The sequence below is a fragment of the Oligella sp. HMSC05A10 genome (genome assembly GCF_001808335.1).
Taxonomy (GTDB): Bacteria; Pseudomonadota; Gammaproteobacteria; order Burkholderiales; family Burkholderiaceae_B; genus Oligella; species Oligella urethralis.
Window position 1 is genome coordinate 77,610 of sequence record NZ_KV792927.1, and the last position, 18,522, is coordinate 96,131.

An 18,522-nucleotide genomic window follows, 5' to 3' on the forward strand; every position below is an offset into this window, starting at 1 on the left:
TGGTGTTAGATGAGACGCCGTTTTTTTGTTGCTCTCAAAATAAATCTGAATCTACCTCAGATATATTTATATAAACATAATTTATGTGCTCAAAGTCGATCAAATAAGTGGTGAATCACTTACTCCACGCTTGAGTCATTTCAGGAATCCAAAGTGACAATTCAGGCCAAAGCGCAATTATCACCATGCCGACAAATAATATCATCAGAAATGGAATAAAGGCATAGAATACCTGGCCCATTCTTAAATGCGTGTTTTGCATTGTAATAAATAAACCCGCACCGACTGGTGGTGTCACGACACCAACTACCGTAGCAACGGTCACCATAACACCAAAATGAATCGGATCAATACCATAACTCTCAATCGCGGGGATTAAAATCGGTAATAACACGATCATCACACTGATGCTTTCTAAGAACATCCCCAAAAGCATGACTACGAGATACGCCAACATTAAAAACCAAAAGCTAGAATCAGTTAATCCGACCAAAGCCTCAACTATCATATCAGGGATACCTTCAAAACCTAGTGCCCAACCCAAAAGTGTAGCTGTCGCAATCAAGATCGTAATAGTAGCAGTCGAAGTCGCTACATTTAGTAGAATAGAACCGATTTCCTTTATTTTAATATTTTTATAGACAAAAAATCCTATAACGAAGGCGGTACAAGAAGCAATGGCACCTGCTTCAGTCGGTGTGGTCACACCTAATAAAATTAGCAAGACAACTGAAATAGGAATTAGTCCAGGTATAATCGCACCACCCAAACGTACAATTGCCTCTTTAAAGCTGATTTTATCACCACGTGGTAGCTCAACAAAACAACCAATAATGAAAATCATCAAAGCAAATAAAAAAACAATGAAAATGCCAGGCAGAATACCCGCTAAAAATAATGATGAAATCGGCTGATAGGCAATAACCCCATAAATAATCATAATCATTGATGGTGGAAATAAAGGACCTAATAGCCCTCCTGCCATCGTTACGGCAGCAGAAAAGTCTTTTTTATAGCCTCGTTGCACCATTTCTGGAATCATTGTACTAGACATAATTGAAATCTGTGCAGTGGCCGAACCTAAAATCGATGACGCCATAGCATTGGTTAAAAGATTGACATACGCTAGACCCCCTTTGATACGCCCAACTAAAACCTCAGCAGCAAGTATCAACTTCTCAGTTAAACCTCCACGATTCATTAATTCCCCAACTAACATAAATAGTGGAATTGCCAACAACCCGTTTTTATTCAAAGCACCGTAGAGTTGATCCGCTAACGTGTTTTCATATAAAAACGTCAGATCAAATTCGTAAATAAAAGCAAAAGAGGCGAACAATAAGGCACTAAAAATCGGTATACCCGATAGCAAAATTATAAGAAAAACAATTAAGGTAATCATAATACGATGTTCCTTTAATAGTGCTATATCAAACCCTTAACGTCTTTCGCCAGTTCAGGCTGACCGAAAATCGCGTTAAAAACGTTTATAAACTGATGAAAAGCCATAAAACAAATAGCGACTGCGGCCACACCATAGTTATGCCAACGCGGCAAACCGGTGGTACCTGAAACATCCGCTCGGACTAACGGCTCACCAACCCAATTAATGTATAAATAAGCTAAAAACAACAAGAGAAAAAAATTCATTAAAAGCAACAGAAAGTTAACAACTTTTTTCATCCTAGTTGACAAGTAATGCTGCAACAAATCGACTTGCAAAAGATTTTTCTTGTAAGTCAAATAAGATACGCCGAAAAAGGTAATCACGATAAGTAACTGCAGCGATATCTCTTCCGCCCAAAAAAGCGGGCTATTGAAGAGATAACGCAAGGCGACTTGAGCCACCATGATAAGTACCAGTAAAGCCATAAAAATAACAATTAAAACAGCTTCTGCTTTAGCGATTAAATCATTAACTTTATTTAAATATGATTTTGGATTAAACATAGCGGCTCAATTCGAACTTATTTTTTATTTTCTTCGTAAAACTTCTTAATTAATGGATACTTGGCAGAGTAATCTTCGACCATCTGCTTACCAACATCTTTTAGGGCCGTAATATCAATATCCATGATCTTTGCACCATCTTCTTGTAGTTTTTCAAGATTGTTTTTTTCAGCCTCAATTTGTTGATCTACTCCCCAACGCTCTACGTTTTCGAAGGCAGTTATAATGTCTTGTTTATCCTTATCATTTAAAGTATCCCACCAGCGCTTTGAGGCTACAATCACACCTGGGAAAGGCATATGATTACTTACCACCAGATTCGGCGCTTGCTCCTGATACTTCATGCTTACTGCCAAATCAAAGTCTGCATCAACCGCATCTAAAAGATTAGTGTTAAGTGCTGAAATGATATCAGCCGGATCTAATGCCGTTGGTGCCGCACCCAATTTACGCCAGAATTCACTGTATACTTCAGAAGGGACTGAGCGTATTTTCATGTTCTTAAAGTCATCCACACTGTGAACGGGTTTTATACTTAATATTTGCCGCATTCCAGCAAAGGTATAACCAATACCGATAAGACCTTGTGTTTCTAGCAATTTCAACATTTCCTGTCCACTATCTGACTTTGCTGCTGCATAAGCATGCTCAATATCATCAATGATAAAAGGCATTGACCATGCATTAAATTCTGGAACACGAGTAGAAAGTGACGTGCTAGTGAGTACAGCTAATTGAACACCACCAGTTTGCATCGTGGTGATCACTTGACTATCAGTGCCTAACTGACTAAGCGGAAAAATACGAATTTGATTTTTTCCACCGTTAATCTTTTTTAGTTCTGTATTCATTTGTTCAGATACTTTAGTCCAATTATGGGTCGGAGGTGTTACCATCGCCATGCGGTACGTGGCAGCTTGTGAGCTAGCAACAACGCCTAAACCGATCATTAGACCAAGAGCAAGATTTGACCATTTTTTCATCTGTGTCTCCTTAATATGTTTTGGGACAGAGAACGACTCTTTATAGAGTCAGTCTTTATCCCTCAAACTTTATAAAACTATTTGATATTCAAGTAAATTGAGCCAACATTTGTTATTGAACCTTCTAAACAGTCACCACTTACAACGGGACCTACTCCTTCCGGAGTACCAGTTAAGATCACATCACCTGGCTCCAAATGATAAAACTTAGATAAGTGCTCAAGAATCTCAGGAATATTCCAAATTAACAAATCAATAGTAGAGTCCTGTTTAGTTTCACCATTTACTGTTAACTTGATTTGTGATTTTTCAACCTGAGCAGGATCAAGTCTGACCACTTCGCTGATCACAGCAGATTGTTCGAAATCCTTGCCTAAATCCCAAGGTCTGCTAGTTTCGCGCGCAATCAACTGCAGATCACGACGTGTCATATCTAAAGCACACGCAAATCCATACACATAATCCCAAGCTTTTTCTCGCTCAATGTTCACGCCTTCTTTACCAATCACGATGGCTAATTCCATTTCGTAGTGATAGTTAGATGTTGATAAGGGATAATCAATTGAACTACCGCTAGGCACATAGCTATTTGGATGCTTTAAGAAATAAAATGGCTCGTTCTTAGTTTTATCAACTGATACACCCATTTCAGCTGCATGTGCATGATAGTTGCGCCCAACGCAGAAAATACGATATATAGGAATTTTTATCTCGCTATCTTTAACAGTTAATGAAGGGCTAACTCTTTCTTTGAAGATTGTCATAAATATATCCTTTTAAAAAGTCTTTAATAAACGCCTAAATAGTTGTGCAATGGCATCTCGTCAGCAAAAATCAAATAAGCCGCCTCATTACCAGTATTTGTAAAAGTGATATTTTCGTAACCAGGTGCCACCAAAGTATCTTTTTCACCCCATGCTAGCTTGTTTTCTACAGCCAATTGCATCGTGCCTTGACCTTCAACAACATGAAAAATACGACCCGATGTTTGCTTAGGTAGTATCGCTTCCGACTGAGGATTAAGTCGAATCGCACCGAAACCAATGGTCGGGAACACACTTGCACCATTTTCAGGGTTAATGTAACGAACTAAAGCATAGTCATGATTAATGTATTGTTTAGCTAATTTATCCAAACTCTCTTTCGTTCGATTCCAAGGGAAGCGAAGTTGTGGTGTTTTGAGATTTTTTGAAATCCCCTCCATATCGGGGACTATACCGGCAGAACTATACTCTGTGTCTGAAGTATCATTGTCACGGTGTAGCGTTTGTGAACTCCCCTCAATCGCCCATGAACACTCTAAATAGTAAATTAACGGCAAATCTAAGACATCCAACCATACAATCGGTTCGCTCCCCGCATGTGTGTGTTCATGCCATTGACCACATGGTGTCAAAATCAAGTCACCCCGTTCCATACGGCATGGCTCACCATCAACTACTGTAATGGCCCCCTCACCCTCAACGATAATACGCACAGCATTTGGTGTGTGTTTATGGTTAGGTGCATTTTCATTTGGTAAAATCAACTGCATCCCCATGTAAATACTTGGGGTTGCTTGCATATTCTCCAATCCGTGACCAGGACACGATAAAACCAAGACGCGACGCTCAGCCTTCTCCATAGGGGTTAACTCACCGGCACGCATAAGAAGTGGACGAACGTCTTCGTAACGCCACAAAGTAGTTTCAGTATGACGAGTAGGTTTACCGTGGGGCAACACAGCTCGCATATTCGGCCATAATGGCACCAAATTGTTTTTTTCAAGACTATCTCGATAGTCCTGAGGTAACTCGTCTAATGTACCTAATTGACTCATAGTTTTTCTCCCTACTTTAATTGCCATTCTTGAGATTGCTTCAAGCAATTTTTTAGATCCCAGCTATAAAGCCAACTAATGGCATCATAGAACTCTTCTTGTGTACGGTGCGACCAAAGACCGTTTCTAACCTGTCTTTCAACACCTTTTGCGTGATAAATTCGACCCATCTCACGCGTACTCCACACCACACGCGCAGTACGAGGAATACGTAGCGACTCGTATAAAGCAAAAGCTTCTTTAAAATTAAAGTTTTTTTCACGCACTGCTTCTGCCAACGTAACAGCATCTTCGAGGGCCATACATGCGCCTTGAGCCATGTACTGCATCATGGGGTGTGCAGCATCACCGAGAATTTGTACGCGATCACTACCCCATCGTTCTACTGGTTCACGGTCAGCCGTGGCCCAACGCATCCATGATGTGGGCAAATCAAGCAACTTCGCCGGAACATCATGAATCCCTTGGAAATAAGACAGCACTTCGTCGCGCGATCCTTCTCTTACACCCCACTCTTCCTGTTCACGACTATGGAATGTAACTACTAAATTATATTCTTTGCCACCACGTAACGGATAATGAACTAAGTGACAATGTGGACCTGCCCATAGGAAAGGCGCATTCACACGAAGTTCCTCTGGCATCCTATCTTGTGACACAACTGCACGATACACTACATGACCGCTGACTCTTGCTGGGTCGCCAATCAACTTTTGGCGGACAACCGAACGCACACCATCCGCACCGATTAAAATATCACCCTGAAACTCCTGCTTATTGCTTGTAAAGACGTTCACCCCATCTACCAATTCTTCGTAATCAACAATTTCAGTGGAAGGGTAAAATTCGACATTATTTTTCTTTTCAAGGTTTTCTAATAATGAACCATGAATATCAGCCCGATGGATCACGCCGTATGGATTCCCAAAACGTTCTCGAAAACGTTCAGCTGTATCAAATTGAACTAGCGTCTTAGCATCCACCGCATCTTTCATAATAATTTGATCGGTATATACTGCTCTGGAACGTGCCAAATCTCCCGCACCCAGTGCATCAAGTGCAGCAAAGGCGTTAGGACCCAATTGAATACCGGCACCAATTTCTTTAAACTCAGGGGCACGCTCAATCAAAACGACCGACAAACCCAACTCAGCCAAACCTAGGGCGGCAGCTAATCCACCAATGCCACCACCGGCAATGATGACTTTTTGCTTATTGGTATTCAAGTTTTTCTCCTTTTAGATATTTATAGTAAAAATCTCACATAATTTATTAAATGAAGTCCGGTTGCTGTTTCGGCGCTGCTTCCTTAAATACCTCCAATTCCGTGCAATAGTCATAGACTTTTTTGCATAAAACAAACTCATCGAGGTCACAACCCATACGATACGCATTGGCATATTGAGGAATTAAACATACATCAGCCAAACTTAAGTGTTCACCAAAGCAAAAAGTGCCTGTATAGCTTTGTTCTAATTGACGTTCTACCCCGTTAAAACCCATAGTAATCCAGTGTTGATACCAGCGATTCTTTTGGTCTTCGCTAACTCCCAACTCCTGTGTTAAATACTTCAATACCTTCATATTGTTAACTGGATGCATATCGCAAGCGATAATATTACAAAAAGACAGAATCCTAGCCTTTTCCTCTATCTCGGTTGGTAGCAGTTTAGGTTCAGGGTATTTTTCATCGAGGTATTGAAGGATGGCCATTGATTGTGTTAAACGAAAGCCTTCATCCTCTAACACAGGTACTCCCATCATGGGATTGAGACTATTAAATGACTGTTGCCACTGCTCTCCTATACGGATATTTAATGGCAGGTATTTATACTCAAGCCCCTTAATTGCCAGAGCAATTCGTACACGATAAGACGTAGAACTATTAAAGAAACTATATAGTTGCATTGTTAACTCCATTATTTATAAAGAAGATATTAGTACTTAGAGGAGCTTTTTAACAGTGATTTGTTATCATACAGATATAATGAAACCGCATACCAAAACATAACCTATGAACATATTTAAGAATCTCAAATTCCAACATTTACAACTCTTGGTATACCTTGATGAGACGGGCAGTCTTACTAAGGCCTCAGAACGCCTACATATTACTCAGCCCGCTTTATCCCGTTGGCTGAATGAAATCGAAACTGAAAGCGGTACAGAATTGTTTGAACGTACTGGCAAAGGCATGAAACCCACTCCAGCCGGGCTAATCTTTATTGAATATGCACACCGTATTCTTAAAAATCTTGAACGGGTGGAAGAAGATTTGCACGCACTTAAGATAGGCTCATCACGAACCTTCAGAATCGGTATTACACCCGCCTGTGCCCCCACATTAATTCCTTTAGCAGTGACAATATTTCAACAATTACAGCCTAATGTCAAAATTGTTGTTAGAGAAGGTTTGATGCAGGAGCTCTTACCACAATTGCATACAGACCGTTTAGATATAGTGGTCGGTCGCTTGGATAATTATTCACCAGACACCTTGACCATGAGTGAAGTTATATATGAGGATCATGTCAAAATTATTGGTCGCTATGATCACCCCCTTGCTAAACAAAAAAATGTGCCCTGGACTGCATTAAAAGAATACCCATGGATCATCTGGCCTAAAGAAACACCTATTCGCAAGCAACTAGATAGACTATTAACCATTGCTGGTATCAACACTATCGATTACTACATCCAGTCTAATTCCTTTTTTATGAATCTAAATTTGATGCAAAATAGTGATTACATCTCCGCAGCCTCTGAGTCAGTAGTTCATTCTTTAATCAAAACTAACTTGATAAGCATCATACAAATGGCAAAACTCAAAACTATTCATCCCGGCTCCATCGGTATGATCTATTTGGTAGATCAGTTAAATACCTACTTGATGCAAGACTTTGTAGACTGCTTACATCGAGCTGCAAAATTATTGAATTTTGGTTAGTTATTTTTAACGTTTTTGACTTAAAAAGTGTTAGAATGCCATGTTCTGTGTTTTGCAATCTACTAGGTGTAGGTCACAGTATTATATGCCTATTCTTAAATACACTCTTTAGCGTAATGATATAGCTTTAAACTCACACAAGCTGCAAGGATACACCAGCTATAGTCATGTTAGACTGCGCATGGTTTTACTGCTGTTGTCTTTGAGTGACTAACAGCTCAGCTTGCTCCAATGAGTCAAAAATGTAGATATTTAAAAATTTAAAAGCTATTCACGGACAGTTCGTTTAAATCGCTCTATTTAGACACTCCGATAAAGCTAGTCTGGCAGGATGTAGGTCAGACCTCTCTATGTCAGGATAGTTGTCACCTACTAAATTTAAATCACGAGGCTGCATGAGCGTTGCTGATTTGTGTCGTGAGCACGGCATGAGCCAATCTGCTTTTTACAAATGGCGTTTCAAATATGCCTGCATGGACTCATCAATGCTTAATGGGCTAAAACGCCTACATAAAAAGAATGCGAGGCTTAAGAAGCTTTATGCTGAGGAGCGGCTAGTTTCCGAGGCAATAAAGGAGTTACTTAAGGAAAAGAGTTGGTTAATAAGGACGTGCAATGAACAAAACTCGCGTAGAAATGATTATTGAAACCTTGCGTGATAATCCAATGCAACGGTTTACTGCCCGTGATTTGGCAGCTGAATTTCTAAAGCGGTACCCCACAGAAATGGCTGAAAAGCAAAGCAATCCTCGCTTTGATACCAAAGAAAAACTCTTAGTTCAGTTAGCCGCAGAAATTGGTGGCGAGCGCACAGTCGAAGCTAAAAAACGGTGCGCCAATATTGCGACGCAAGACAAGCCTAGGCCACGTCTATACTACTGGGATGCAAATCCACAACAAAGAGATGAGCTTAATAATGAAATTGATGCTGATGAAAACGCTCAAGAAATCGATTTGCCCGTACTGACACCCAGTTACAGTGAGCAGGAACTGTACCCTCTCCTAATTGAGTTTTTGCATAAAGAACATGGTCTTTACTGCCAGCGCATTAATGAAAAAACCTCTAAAAACAGCCACGGTAGCGGCGGTAATCACTGGTTACACCCTGATGTAGTTGCCGTAGAACCGCTTGATCAACATTGGGATCCCGTTGTGAAAGATTGTGTACGCTACGGTAACAACAGCTCCGTGCGTCTTTGGTCTTTTGAGGTAAAAAAGCACCTGACTAAAGGTAATGTTCGAGAGAGCTTTTTCCAAGCGGTATCTAATTCCACTTGGGCAAATTTTGGTTATTTGGTCGCCACGGGCTTAAATAACGACGTTGAACCAGAGTTACAAATGCTTGGCAGCCTACATGGCATAGGCGTACTGCTATTAAACACCCAGTCATTATTCGACAGCCAAATCTTGATCCCTGCCCGTGAACGTACTAATATTGATTGGCAATCGGTTAACCGTATTGTCAGTGAAAATACCGACTTTCAACGCTTTATTGAGCAGGTGGGTATCTATAGCCAAACTGGGCGCTTGGTAAAAAGCGTGTGGAATAAATAAGTATTGACATGAGAATATGAGATTCTATATTACTTTGGTTTTTGCCGCCTTTATAGTGCTGTGGCTGCTAACTATCGCATTATTGACTGGCGTTATACCCAATGCGTGGTTGCCGGATTTTTTAACACAATTGGAGTTACCAAATAGCTTTGCTCTTCTTGGTGAAGCCATGGGTACACTGGATGGTTTATTCAATTCAATAGCCATTGTGCTAGGACTGATTGCTATACTTTTACAAGGTAGAGAATTAAAAGCATCCACTGATGCCCAAACATTGCAAGCAGATGCGTTACGAAAACAAATAGAACAACAAGAAAAAGCTAATTGCCTAAATGCTTACTCGGTTCGCTTAAGCTACTTAACAGCCGAAGTCGAGCATTTGGAAAAGATGATTACAGAGATGCTACAGCAGACTACTCACTACAAAAACAACGGCAACAAGGAAAAAGTTGGTGAATTATGGGAAATTATTAAACGGAGTCGGGAAAAGCAGCAAAACTTTCGTAGACAGGCTCAAGAGATTGATGCGCAAATGCAGCAATTATTAGGTTCCTAAGCGTACTCTACATGCACTAGATAACTTATCGATAACCCATAAAAAAGGGCTACAGCACAGATTGTAAGCCTAAAATCCACTAGTCGGAACCAATAAAGTTATTTTCTAACCGCAGAGAATAGAAAAAATACCAAAGCGGTTAGATAAAAGACAAAACAAATCAGAAACAGGTGTTTCTATAAAAAACTTTGTTTAGATAAATGTTTAGATAAAACACCAAAAACAAAAAAAGGGCTTACTAGCGATATGCTGTAAACCCTTGATTTTATTGGTCGGAACGGAAGGATTCGAACCTTCGACCCCTTGCACCCCATGCAAGTGCGCTACCAGACTGCGCTACGCCCCGACTGCTCTTATTAGAGAAGCATTGATTCTAGGATATTTTAAATTAAAAAGCAAGTTATTCTGGACAAAGCCATTGCTGCGTATTAAATTTAATCTTAAAGTGACAATTTCCATTTGAAAAGTAATTAACCATTCTTATGTTCAATATCAATAAAATCACCTGCATCGACGATCTTCGTAAAGTGGCCAAATTCAAAGTGCCCCGCATGTTCTATGACTACATGGATACCGGCTCATTTACCGAGAGCACCTATCGTACCAATGTCGCCGATTTTCAAAAATTAAAATTTCTGCAGAAAGTCGCTCGCGATTTAAGTAACCGCAGCATCAAAGGCAAATTACTGGGCACTGACTATGCCATGCCCTTAGCCTTGGCCCCGACCGGACTGACGGGAATGCAGCGTGCGGATGGGGAAATTCTTGCCGCCAAAGCCGCCGAACGATTTGGTGTACCCTTTACCCTATCAACCATGAGCATTTGCTCCATTGAAGATGTAGCTGAAAACACCACAAAGCCCTTTTGGTTCCAACTCTATGTGATGAAAGACCGCGATTTTATGCGCCGGCTCATTGGTCGCGCAAAGGCTGCGGGTTGTTCAGCCTTGGTGCTGACGCTTGATTTACAAGTAATGGGACAGCGTCACAAAGACATCAAAAACGGTTTAAGTACCCCACCTAAACCCACCATGCTTAATTTACTCGACTTGCTAAGACGTCCCGAATGGTGTTGGCATATGAGTAAAACCAAACGACGCAGTTTCGGTAATATTGTCGGCCATGTCAGCGGTGTTGCCGATACCTCATCGCTCGCTTCGTGGACTGCCGATCAATTCGATCCTCAACTCAATTGGAATGATATTGCGTGGATTAAAGAGGTGTGGGACGGGCCACTGATTCTAAAAGGCATTATGTGTAAAGAAGATGCACTACTTGCGCATCAACATGGGGGCGATGCCATTGTGGTATCCAATCATGGTGGCCGTCAACTGGATGGTGCTCCCTCTTCCATTTCAGCTTTGGAGCCTATTGTGGAGAGCTTGACGCAACATGGAAGTCAGATGGAAGTCTATATGGACGGCGGTGTTTATCAGGGCCAGGACATTCTCAGAGCTAAAGCCCTAGGCGCCGATGGCGTCATGATTGGTCGCGCTTTTTTATATGGATTAGCGGCCTTTGGCCAAGCAGGGGTAGAAAAAGCCTTAAACATCCTCGCCAATGAGCTGGATGTGAGTATGGCGTTTTGTGGGCACACTCAACTTGATCAGGTTGATCGCGCCATCCTACTCAACCCTGACAGTATCAAAGTCTAAAACTCATCCCAGCGACTTCACTGATACACAGCATCAATCCTCACCCCTGTTTTAGCACGTCTCAACTGCCCAAACAGGGGTTTATCCCTAAAGCCATCACAAACACAGCACTGGCAAAATAAAACCGCAATAATGAATTCTTAAATAAAATCCCAAACTCGTTTCATTGTTACCTTAGGAGGTCCCATGAAAATCCATACTAAAGTCATAAAAGCTACGCTAATAAGTAGCCTATTAGTAGCTGCCACCGCACACGCTCAAGTTAGCGTGATGCTACCCGCCAACCCCGGTGGTGGCTGGGATGGGACCGGCCGTCAAGCCATGGCCGCCATGAATAAAGCTGGTATCTACACTGGCACAGTTAACTACACGAACCGCGGCGGGGCTGGTGGCACGATCGGTTTAGCTGAATTCAAAAACAAGGCCAATGGCAAGCCTGACGAGCTAGCGGTTTTCGGGGCCATCACGGTGGGTTCGATCACCATGAATAACTCCCCAATTAAATTAGAGGATTTCAAGCCCATGGCCCGTTTAACGGCCGAGTTCCTAGTACTGGCCGTACGCCCTGACTCACCTTACCAAAACCTTGAGCAGTTTGCTGCTGCACTCAAAGCAAACCCAGGCTCAGTCCCTGTGGGCGGTGGCTCAGCCGGCGGCATTGATCACGTGGCACTTGCCTTATTAGCTAAAGCGAGCGGTGCCGATGCGGGTAAGATTAATTACATCCCACAAGCCGGCGGTACAGAAACCATTACTGGCATTGTTAACGGCACCTTAGCTGCTGGTATTTCGGGTATTTCCGAGTTCCAACAGTTCGCCGACATGGGTCGGGTTAGGATTTTAGGCATTACCTCTGCCGAGCGTATGGAGGGGCTTGATGTGCCTACCTTTAAAGAGCAAGGTTTTGATATCGAGCTAGCTAACTGGCGTGGCTTCTTAGGCGCACCTAATATGCCGGAGGAAAACTACCGCCAATGGATTAGCCGCTTCGAGCAGTTAAACAATAGCGAGGCTTGGAAAGAAACCATGAAAACTCAAGGTTGGGATCAGTTTTTCTTGGCCGGAGACGAGTTCGGTGAGTTCATCAAAGCGGAACAAGAGCGTATCAACGGCGTCCTCAAAGACACCGGCTTAATTAAATAATCAGCTTCTGCATAAGGCCGGCGACTTCATCAGCGACCGGCCTTTTTTATTTAAATCAAGGGCTATCTCTTATGCAAGATAACAACAGCAAACCTTGGTGGCTTGGCGCCGCCGTTATCATCTTAGGGGCAATCTGCCTGTATAGTGCTGGTAGCTTGTCCAGCACCGCCCAATACGCTGGTATCGGTCCTGGACTTTTTGTCAATCTGGCCGGACTGGGCTTAGTCATTTTGGGCATTTTATTAACCATACAAATTGCTCGCGGTGAAAAATTCGAAGCGCAAGACACGGAAAACGCCGCCGGCGACACGCCCATGAATAAGCGCGCATTTCTGACCGCAAGCTTGGGCTGCCTGATGCCAGCACTGACCATTAGCCTACTCGGTTTACCACTGACCGCCATGTTGAGCTTTACACTGATTGCACGCGCTTTCGGCTCACACAAATTACTACTAGATCTTATCAGTGGTTTACTACTCGGCACATTAAGTTGGCTACTCTTTAGTTATCTAGGTTTACAGCTGGGTGAATTCTTTCCCTTCATAGGTGTTTAGATGGAAACGATTAATCTACTGCTGCAAGGCTTTGGAGTCGCCTTTCAGCCCATGAACTTAGTGTGGGCTTTGGTCGGTTCGATGCTAGGCACTGCGATTGGTATTTTACCGGGCATCGGCCCTGCCCTCACCATCGCCTTACTCCTTCCAGTGACCATTTCCGTGGGGCCTGTATCGGCCTTTATTATGTTTGCTGGTGTCTTCTACGGTGCCATGTATGGCGGTTCCACCACCAGTATCCTTATCAATACCCCGGGCGAAGCCGGCTCGATGATGACGGCGCTGGAGGGTAATAAAATGGCTCGCCATGGTCGTGCTGCCGCTGCCTTAGCAACTGCTGCCATCGGCTCCTTTGTGGCTGGTACCTTTGCGACCATGATGTTAACCTTTGCCGCTCCGACCGTGGCTGAACTGGCGTTTTTTATGAAGCCAGCGGATTATTTTGCCCTCACCGTTTTGGCATTTACCTCGGTCTCAGTGGTGATGGGTACCTCACGGGTTCGCGGCTTTATTTCACTCTTTATCGGTTTAGCCTTTGGCGTAATTGGCATTGACCACATGACCGGTCAGCCGCGTATGACCTTCGGTGCTGCTTCTTTACTTGATGGCATGGAATTAACGGTGGTGTTGGTATCACTCTTTGCGGTTGGTGAAGTGATTTATGTGGCCAGTCGTTATCATCAACAAAAGGACGAGATTACCGGCATCAACAAGGGTAAACGTTGGATGAGTGCGGAGGATTGGCGACGTTCCTGGAAGCCCTGGTTACGAGGCACCTTTATCGGCTTTCCCATGGGTGCCATTCCGGGCGGTGGTTCTGAGATTCCAACAATGCTCTCCTATACACTAGAGAAAAAGCTCTGCCGCCACAAGGAGGAATTCGGTACCACCGGTGCCATCGAGGGCGTCGCGGGACCAGAAGCAGCAAATAACGCCTCCGCTGCAGGCGTGCTTGTACCCTTGTTGACCTTAGGTCTACCGACCTCAGCGACGGCGGCGATTTTACTTGCAGCCTTTCAAAACTATGGTCTTCAACCTGGACCCTTTTTATTTAGCTCCAATCCCGAGTTAATTTGGGGGCTAATTGCCTCCCTCTATATCGGTAATGCCATGCTATTAGTGTTGAATCTACCATTGATCGGCATGTGGGTAAAATTACTCTTAATTCCCAAACCGCAACTCTATGCGGGCATTTTAATCTTTGCAATGATCGGTATTTGGGGCGTATCTGGCTCTACGTTTGACTTGTATTGTATGGTCGCTATTGGACTAATGGGCTACGTCATGCGGGTCTATGACTTTCCAATTGCGCCACTCTTAATCGGTCTTATTTTAGGGCCAATGGCAGAAAATCAGTTGCGCGTGGCCTTAGCGGCAGCTCAAGGCAATCCAATGGTACTTTTAGAGACCCCACTCTCCATCATCCTCTTAAGTATCGCTGTCCTATTTATGTTCGTGCCAATTCTAATTAAACGCTTAAAAAACGCAGCTTGATTAATTTAAATAATCGCCATCAAGGCATAGGAAAGCGCTTAGCGACCATCTCTACTATGCCTTGATAAAGCGGCCGATTAAACACGTATCGGCTATTTACATTTAGTCAAAAATAAGCAACTTAAAGCTACATCTGCTCTCATCAGAGCACAATCCTATAGTATGATCATTTATTAGGGAAAGATAGTTTTTATGTTTACCATTTGATTTCTTTTAATCTTAACGAGGTATGAATTGATGAGAATAGGGATTCCTAAGGAGCAATTCGCCGGTGAAACCCGTGTAGCGGCCACACCGACGACTGTGACACAACTCATTAAGCTCGGTTATGACGTAGCGGTAGAAAGTGGCGCCGGTCAGCTTGCAAAGTTTGACGACGCCGCCTACACCGAAGCCGGTGCGAGCGTAGTCAGTCGCGACGATGTATTTAAAAGTGACATCGTTTACAAAATCAATGCGCCTAGCGACGCCGAAATTGACGCGATGGATGAAGGGACGATCCTAGTCTCTTTTGTGCAGCCTGCACAAAACCCTGAGCTAGTGGAAAAACTTCGCGCTAAAAAAATCACCGCCATGGCGGTAGATATGGTGCCGCGTATTTCACGTGCCCAGTCAATGGACGTTCTCTCCTCCATGGCAAATATTAGCGGCTATCGCGCTGTGATTGAAGCAGCCCATCATTTTGGCCGTTTCTTTACGGGTCAAATTACCGCAGCCGGCAAGGTACCGCCTGCTCAAGTATTGGTGATCGGTGCGGGCGTTGCCGGTCTGGCCGCCATTGGTGCAGCTGGTTCACTCGGTGCCATTGTTAAGGCCTTCGATACTCGCTTAGAGGTCGCCGAGCAGATTGAATCCATGGGTGGCGAGTTCCTTAAATTGGACTTCCCACAGGAGGCCGGTGGTTCCGGTGACGGTTATGCCAAGGTGATGAGTGATGAATTTATCAAAGCCGAAATGGCGCTTTTTGCTGAACAGGCAAAAGTGGTTGATATCATCATTACCACCGCTGCGATTCCCGGTAAGCCTTCACCTAAGCTCATCACCAAGGAGATGGTGGATTCCATGAAACCGGGCTCTGTGATCGTGGACTTAGCCGCTTTAGGTGGTGGTAACTGTGAATACACGGTGCCGGGTGAAGTCATTGTAACGGACAATAATGTCACTGTGATTGGTTACACCGACTTGCCTAATCGCTTAGCCGGTCAGTCATCACAGCTCTACTCTACCAACTTAGTTAACCTATCTAAGCTCATTACCCCAGCCAAAGACGGTCAAGCGGTGCTTGATTTTGATGATGTGATTATTCGTAATATGACCGTCACCCATGCAGGTGAGCTTATGTTCCCACCGCCACCGATTCAGGTTTCGGCAGCACCACAACAGCAAGCTGCTCCAGCGGCTGCCCCAGCCACCAAGCCTGAAAAAGCGCCTAAGCCTTTATGGCAAAAACTCGCCTTACTGGTGATTGGTGTATTGATTTACCTATGGGCAAGCCACTATGCACCACAAGAGTTTCTCAATCACTTAACCGTCTTTATGCTCAGCTGCGTAGTTGGTTACTATGTCGTTTGGAATGTCACCCATGCATTGCATACGCCACTGATGTCCGTCACCAATGCCATTTCCGGCATTATTATTGTGGGTGCGGTGATTCAGATGTCCAATATTAACGGATTTGCCAGTTTCTTGGCCTTTATCTCCGTTTTCCTCGTCAGCATCAATATCTTCGGGGGCTTCTATGTGACCCGACGGATGCTTAATATGTTTCGTAAAGGCTAAGGAATAGATTATGTCAGCAGGATTAGTAACCGCTGCTTATATTATTGCAGCATTATTTTTCATCTTAAGCTTGGCCGGTCTATCTAACCAAGAGACTGCCCGTCGTGGCAATATCTTCGGTATGGCTGGTATGAGCATCGCTTTATTCACAACGATTTTCAGTGAGCAAACGCATGGCATTGCATGGATTCTAATCGCTATGCTACTCGGTGCAGCGATCGGTATTTACCGCGCCAAACGCGTTGAAATGACTGAGATGCCTGAGTTGATCGCGATTCTTCACAGCTTTGTGGGCTTAGCCGCTGTCTTTGTCGGCTTTAACAGCTACATGGATCGTGCCGCCGTATCGCCTGAGATGCACAATATCCACCTAGTGGAGGTATTTTTAGGTATCTTTATCGGTGCCGTGACCTTTACCGGTTCCATTGTGGCATTTGGCAAGCTAAACGGCAAGCTCAGCAGTAAGCCCTTATCCCTACCGCACAAGCATAAGCTCAACTTAGCCGCCCTCATTCTGTCATTCTTGCTCTTAATTGCATTTATTAAGGCAGACGGCTCGACCTTGGCCTTGATTGTGATGACCCTTATCGCACTGGCTTTTGGTTGGCACTTGGTAGCCTCAATCGGTGGTGCCGATATGCCGGTGGTGATTTCGATGCTTAACTCCTACTCCGGTTGGGCTGCCGCTGCTGCCGGTTTTATGCTAGGCAATGATCTCTTGATTGTTACCGGTGCCTTAGTGGGTTCCTCTGGTGCTATCCTTTCTTACATTATGTGTAAGGGCATGAATCGCTCCTTTATCTCCGTGATTGCCGGTGGTTTTGGTACCGATGGTACGGCTGCCGCCGCTGGCGAAGAGGACGGTGAGTATCGTGAGTTGAGCGCCACGGAAGTCGCTGAATTGCTTAAAGGCTCTAAATCCGTCATTATCACGCCGGGATACGGTATGGCTGTCGCTCAAGCACAGTATCCAGTAGCACAAATCACTGAGACCTTGCGTGCTCAGGGGGTTAATGTACGCTTCGGGATTCACCCCGTCGCTGGTCGCTTACCGGGTCATATGAATGTGTTATTAGCTGAGGCCAAGGTGCCTTACGATATCGTGCTAGAGATGGACGAAATTAATGACGACTTCGCTGATACCGATGTTGTCCTAGTGATCGGTGCCAATGATACAGTCAACCCTGCCGCACAAACGGATCCTAATAGCCCAATTGCTGGTATGCCGGTGCTCCATGTATGGGAAGCAGAAAACGTCGTCATCTTGAAGCGTTCAATGAATACCGGATATGCCGGCGTTCAAAACCCGCTTTTCTTTAAAGAAAACAGCTATATGTGCTTTGGTGATGCGAAAGACACCATGCAGGCTGTGCTGGATGCCTTAAAATCATAGTGTAAATGCATAGGTTGAGGCGCAAGTCTCAACCTACTCCTTTAACTAACACATGCCACAGGTCTTCTAGCTTAAGGGCAAAAGTAAAAGCCACATCCAATGGATGTGGCTTTTGCAATTTAATAAGCTCCTAATGCTTACTATGGCTTATTTAGCATTAAAGCGCTCTACACTGGCAGTGATTTCCTTTTTGGCAACCTCAGCCGTGTTCCAACCGGTCACTTTAACCCATTTGCCCTTTTCTAAATCTTTATAGTGCTCAAAGAAATGCTTAATCTGAGCACGCTCAAGCTCTGGTAAATCCTCAATCGACTGAATGGAGGCATAAACCGGATAAAGCTTGTCTACAGGCACAGCGATTAGCTTAGCATCTACACCAGCTTCGTCTTCCATTTCTAAGACACCGATGGTACGGCATTTAATTACCGCACCAGCTTGAATTGGATACGGGGTTTTAACCAATACATCAACCGGGTCACCGTCTAAAGATAAGGTTTGCGGTATATAACCGTAGTTCAAAGGATAATGCATTGCTGCAAGCATAATGCGATCCACTAACAGCGCACCGGTTTCCTCACAGATTTCGTACTTAATCGGATCAGAGTTCATCGGAATTTCAATTACCACATTGAATTCATCAGGCGTCTTGCTGCCAGCAGGCACATTTACTAAACTCATAATTCACCTCAAATTAC

The 18,522-nt window shown here is 43.9% G+C and carries 18 protein-coding genes and 1 tRNA gene; 10 read left to right on the top strand and 9 right to left on the bottom strand.

The window, feature by feature from the left end; genetic code table 11:
- Positions 1-115: 115 nt before the first annotated feature.
- From HMPREF3144_RS05940 to maiA, 7 genes are all read right to left on the bottom strand, one after another.
- Positions 116-1,402 (bottom strand): TRAP transporter large permease, encoded by a 1,287-nt coding sequence (locus tag HMPREF3144_RS05940; RefSeq protein WP_070476910.1) that lies wholly within the window; start codon positions 1,400-1,402, stop codon positions 116-118.
- A 23-nt stretch (positions 1,403-1,425) separates the two neighbouring features.
- The gene (locus HMPREF3144_RS05945) at positions 1,426-1,950 is read right to left on the bottom strand and encodes a TRAP transporter small permease (protein WP_070476911.1); all 525 of its coding nucleotides are present in this window, start codon (positions 1,948-1,950) and stop codon (positions 1,426-1,428) included.
- A 17-nt stretch (positions 1,951-1,967) separates the two neighbouring features.
- On the bottom strand, positions 1,968-2,933 hold the full coding sequence (locus HMPREF3144_RS05950; protein WP_070476912.1) for a TRAP transporter substrate-binding protein: 966 nt from the start codon (positions 2,931-2,933) through the stop codon (positions 1,968-1,970).
- Between the two features lie 77 nt (positions 2,934-3,010).
- Positions 3,011-3,697: a fumarylacetoacetate hydrolase family protein gene (locus HMPREF3144_RS05955; RefSeq protein WP_070476913.1), complete on the bottom strand. Its 687-nt coding sequence runs from the start codon at positions 3,695-3,697 to the stop codon at positions 3,011-3,013.
- Between the two features lie 23 nt (positions 3,698-3,720).
- Entirely contained in the window at positions 3,721-4,752 is a 1,032-nt protein-coding gene (locus tag HMPREF3144_RS05960) for a cupin domain-containing protein (protein ID WP_070476914.1), read from the bottom strand.
- An 11-nt stretch (positions 4,753-4,763) separates the two neighbouring features.
- A complete protein-coding gene (locus HMPREF3144_RS05965; protein ID WP_070476915.1) occupies positions 4,764-5,978 on the bottom strand; it encodes a 3-hydroxybenzoate 6-monooxygenase in 1,215 nt (404 codons plus the stop codon).
- A 46-nt stretch (positions 5,979-6,024) separates the two neighbouring features.
- Positions 6,025-6,660, bottom strand: a complete 636-nt coding sequence (maiA, locus tag HMPREF3144_RS05970) for a maleylacetoacetate isomerase (protein ID WP_070476916.1) — start codon at positions 6,658-6,660, stop codon at positions 6,025-6,027.
- Positions 6,661-6,766: 106 nt separating this feature from the next.
- On the opposite strand from maiA, the gene HMPREF3144_RS05975 reads away from it, so the two are divergent.
- From HMPREF3144_RS05975 to HMPREF3144_RS05990, 4 genes are all read left to right on the top strand, one after another.
- Positions 6,767-7,699, top strand: a complete 933-nt coding sequence (locus HMPREF3144_RS05975) for a LysR family transcriptional regulator (RefSeq protein WP_070476918.1) — start codon at positions 6,767-6,769, stop codon at positions 7,697-7,699.
- 395 nt (positions 7,700-8,094) lie between these two features.
- Positions 8,095-8,346 (top strand): transposase, encoded by a 252-nt coding sequence (locus HMPREF3144_RS12015; RefSeq protein ID WP_083290406.1) that lies wholly within the window; start codon positions 8,095-8,097, stop codon positions 8,344-8,346.
- Positions 8,315-9,253: a COG2958 family protein gene (locus tag HMPREF3144_RS05985; protein ID WP_070476922.1), complete on the top strand. Its 939-nt coding sequence runs from the start codon at positions 8,315-8,317 to the stop codon at positions 9,251-9,253. Before HMPREF3144_RS12015 ends, HMPREF3144_RS05985 begins: the two co-directional genes overlap by 32 nt.
- 16 nt (positions 9,254-9,269) lie before the next feature.
- Positions 9,270-9,809, top strand: a complete 540-nt coding sequence (locus HMPREF3144_RS05990; protein WP_036557089.1) for a hypothetical protein — start codon at positions 9,270-9,272, stop codon at positions 9,807-9,809.
- A gap of 269 nt (positions 9,810-10,078) precedes the next feature.
- On the opposite strand, the gene HMPREF3144_RS05995 is transcribed toward HMPREF3144_RS05990, so the two are convergent.
- Positions 10,079-10,155: transfer RNA gene (locus HMPREF3144_RS05995), tRNA-Pro, on the bottom strand.
- Positions 10,156-10,291: 136 nt separating this feature from the next.
- Between HMPREF3144_RS05995 and HMPREF3144_RS06000 the strand changes: the two genes are divergently transcribed.
- The 6 genes from HMPREF3144_RS06000 (at position 10,292) to pntB (ending at position 17,827) form a co-directional block, all read left to right on the top strand.
- Entirely contained in the window at positions 10,292-11,464 is a 1,173-nt protein-coding gene (locus HMPREF3144_RS06000; protein WP_070476924.1) for an alpha-hydroxy acid oxidase, read from the top strand.
- A 186-nt stretch (positions 11,465-11,650) separates the two neighbouring features.
- Positions 11,651-12,607: a Bug family tripartite tricarboxylate transporter substrate binding protein gene (locus tag HMPREF3144_RS06005; RefSeq protein WP_018026374.1), complete on the top strand. Its 957-nt coding sequence runs from the start codon at positions 11,651-11,653 to the stop codon at positions 12,605-12,607.
- A gap of 71 nt (positions 12,608-12,678) precedes the next feature.
- Entirely contained in the window at positions 12,679-13,161 is a 483-nt protein-coding gene (locus tag HMPREF3144_RS06010) for a tripartite tricarboxylate transporter TctB family protein (protein ID WP_070476926.1), read from the top strand.
- Positions 13,162-14,655, top strand: coding sequence for a tripartite tricarboxylate transporter permease (locus HMPREF3144_RS06015; protein ID WP_070476928.1), 1,494 nt, complete (start codon positions 13,162-13,164; stop codon positions 14,653-14,655). It abuts the gene before it with no gap.
- 237 nt (positions 14,656-14,892) lie between these two features.
- A complete protein-coding gene (locus tag HMPREF3144_RS06020; RefSeq protein WP_070476930.1) occupies positions 14,893-16,434 on the top strand; it encodes a Re/Si-specific NAD(P)(+) transhydrogenase subunit alpha in 1,542 nt (513 codons plus the stop codon).
- A 10-nt stretch (positions 16,435-16,444) separates the two neighbouring features.
- Positions 16,445-17,827 carry a Re/Si-specific NAD(P)(+) transhydrogenase subunit beta gene (gene pntB, locus HMPREF3144_RS06025; RefSeq protein WP_070476932.1) on the top strand — a complete coding sequence of 461 codons (1,383 nt, stop codon included), beginning with the start codon at positions 16,445-16,447 and terminating at the stop codon, positions 17,825-17,827.
- A 147-nt stretch (positions 17,828-17,974) separates the two neighbouring features.
- Here pntB and ppa read toward each other — a convergent pair whose 3' ends face one another.
- Positions 17,975-18,505 (bottom strand): inorganic diphosphatase, encoded by a 531-nt coding sequence (gene ppa / locus HMPREF3144_RS06030; RefSeq protein WP_070476934.1) that lies wholly within the window; start codon positions 18,503-18,505, stop codon positions 17,975-17,977.
- Between the last annotated feature and the right edge of the window lie 17 nt (positions 18,506-18,522).

What these genes read in the sequence shown, in the direction of transcription:
- HMPREF3144_RS06010 (WP_070476926.1), top strand. Translation starts at nt 12,679, where the DNA reads ATGCAAGATAACAACAGCAAACCTTGGTGGCTTGGCGCCGCCGTTATC.
- ppa (WP_070476934.1), bottom strand. Translation starts at nt 18,505, where the DNA reads ATGAGTTTAGTAAATGTGCCTGCTGGCAGCAAGACGCCTGATGAATTC.
- HMPREF3144_RS06015 (WP_070476928.1), top strand. Translation starts at nt 13,162, where the DNA reads ATGGAAACGATTAATCTACTGCTGCAAGGCTTTGGAGTCGCCTTTCAG.
- HMPREF3144_RS05945 (WP_070476911.1), bottom strand. Translation starts at nt 1,950, where the DNA reads ATGTTTAATCCAAAATCATATTTAAATAAAGTTAATGATTTAATCGCT.
- HMPREF3144_RS12015 (WP_083290406.1), top strand. Translation starts at nt 8,095, where the DNA reads ATGAGCGTTGCTGATTTGTGTCGTGAGCACGGCATGAGCCAATCTGCT.
- maiA (WP_070476916.1), bottom strand. Translation starts at nt 6,660, where the DNA reads ATGCAACTATATAGTTTCTTTAATAGTTCTACGTCTTATCGTGTACGA.
- HMPREF3144_RS05975 (WP_070476918.1), top strand. Translation starts at nt 6,767, where the DNA reads ATGAACATATTTAAGAATCTCAAATTCCAACATTTACAACTCTTGGTA.
- HMPREF3144_RS05985 (WP_070476922.1), top strand. Translation starts at nt 8,315, where the DNA reads ATGAACAAAACTCGCGTAGAAATGATTATTGAAACCTTGCGTGATAAT.
- HMPREF3144_RS05940 (WP_070476910.1), bottom strand. Translation starts at nt 1,402, where the DNA reads ATGATTACCTTAATTGTTTTTCTTATAATTTTGCTATCGGGTATACCG.
- HMPREF3144_RS06005 (WP_018026374.1), top strand. Translation starts at nt 11,651, where the DNA reads ATGAAAATCCATACTAAAGTCATAAAAGCTACGCTAATAAGTAGCCTA.
- HMPREF3144_RS06020 (WP_070476930.1), top strand. Translation starts at nt 14,893, where the DNA reads ATGAGAATAGGGATTCCTAAGGAGCAATTCGCCGGTGAAACCCGTGTA.
- pntB (WP_070476932.1), top strand. Translation starts at nt 16,445, where the DNA reads ATGTCAGCAGGATTAGTAACCGCTGCTTATATTATTGCAGCATTATTT.
- HMPREF3144_RS05990 (WP_036557089.1), top strand. Translation starts at nt 9,270, where the DNA reads ATGAGATTCTATATTACTTTGGTTTTTGCCGCCTTTATAGTGCTGTGG.
- HMPREF3144_RS05960 (WP_070476914.1), bottom strand. Translation starts at nt 4,752, where the DNA reads ATGAGTCAATTAGGTACATTAGACGAGTTACCTCAGGACTATCGAGAT.
- HMPREF3144_RS05950 (WP_070476912.1), bottom strand. Translation starts at nt 2,933, where the DNA reads ATGAAAAAATGGTCAAATCTTGCTCTTGGTCTAATGATCGGTTTAGGC.
- HMPREF3144_RS05955 (WP_070476913.1), bottom strand. Translation starts at nt 3,697, where the DNA reads ATGACAATCTTCAAAGAAAGAGTTAGCCCTTCATTAACTGTTAAAGAT.
- HMPREF3144_RS06000 (WP_070476924.1), top strand. Translation starts at nt 10,292, where the DNA reads ATGTTCAATATCAATAAAATCACCTGCATCGACGATCTTCGTAAAGTG.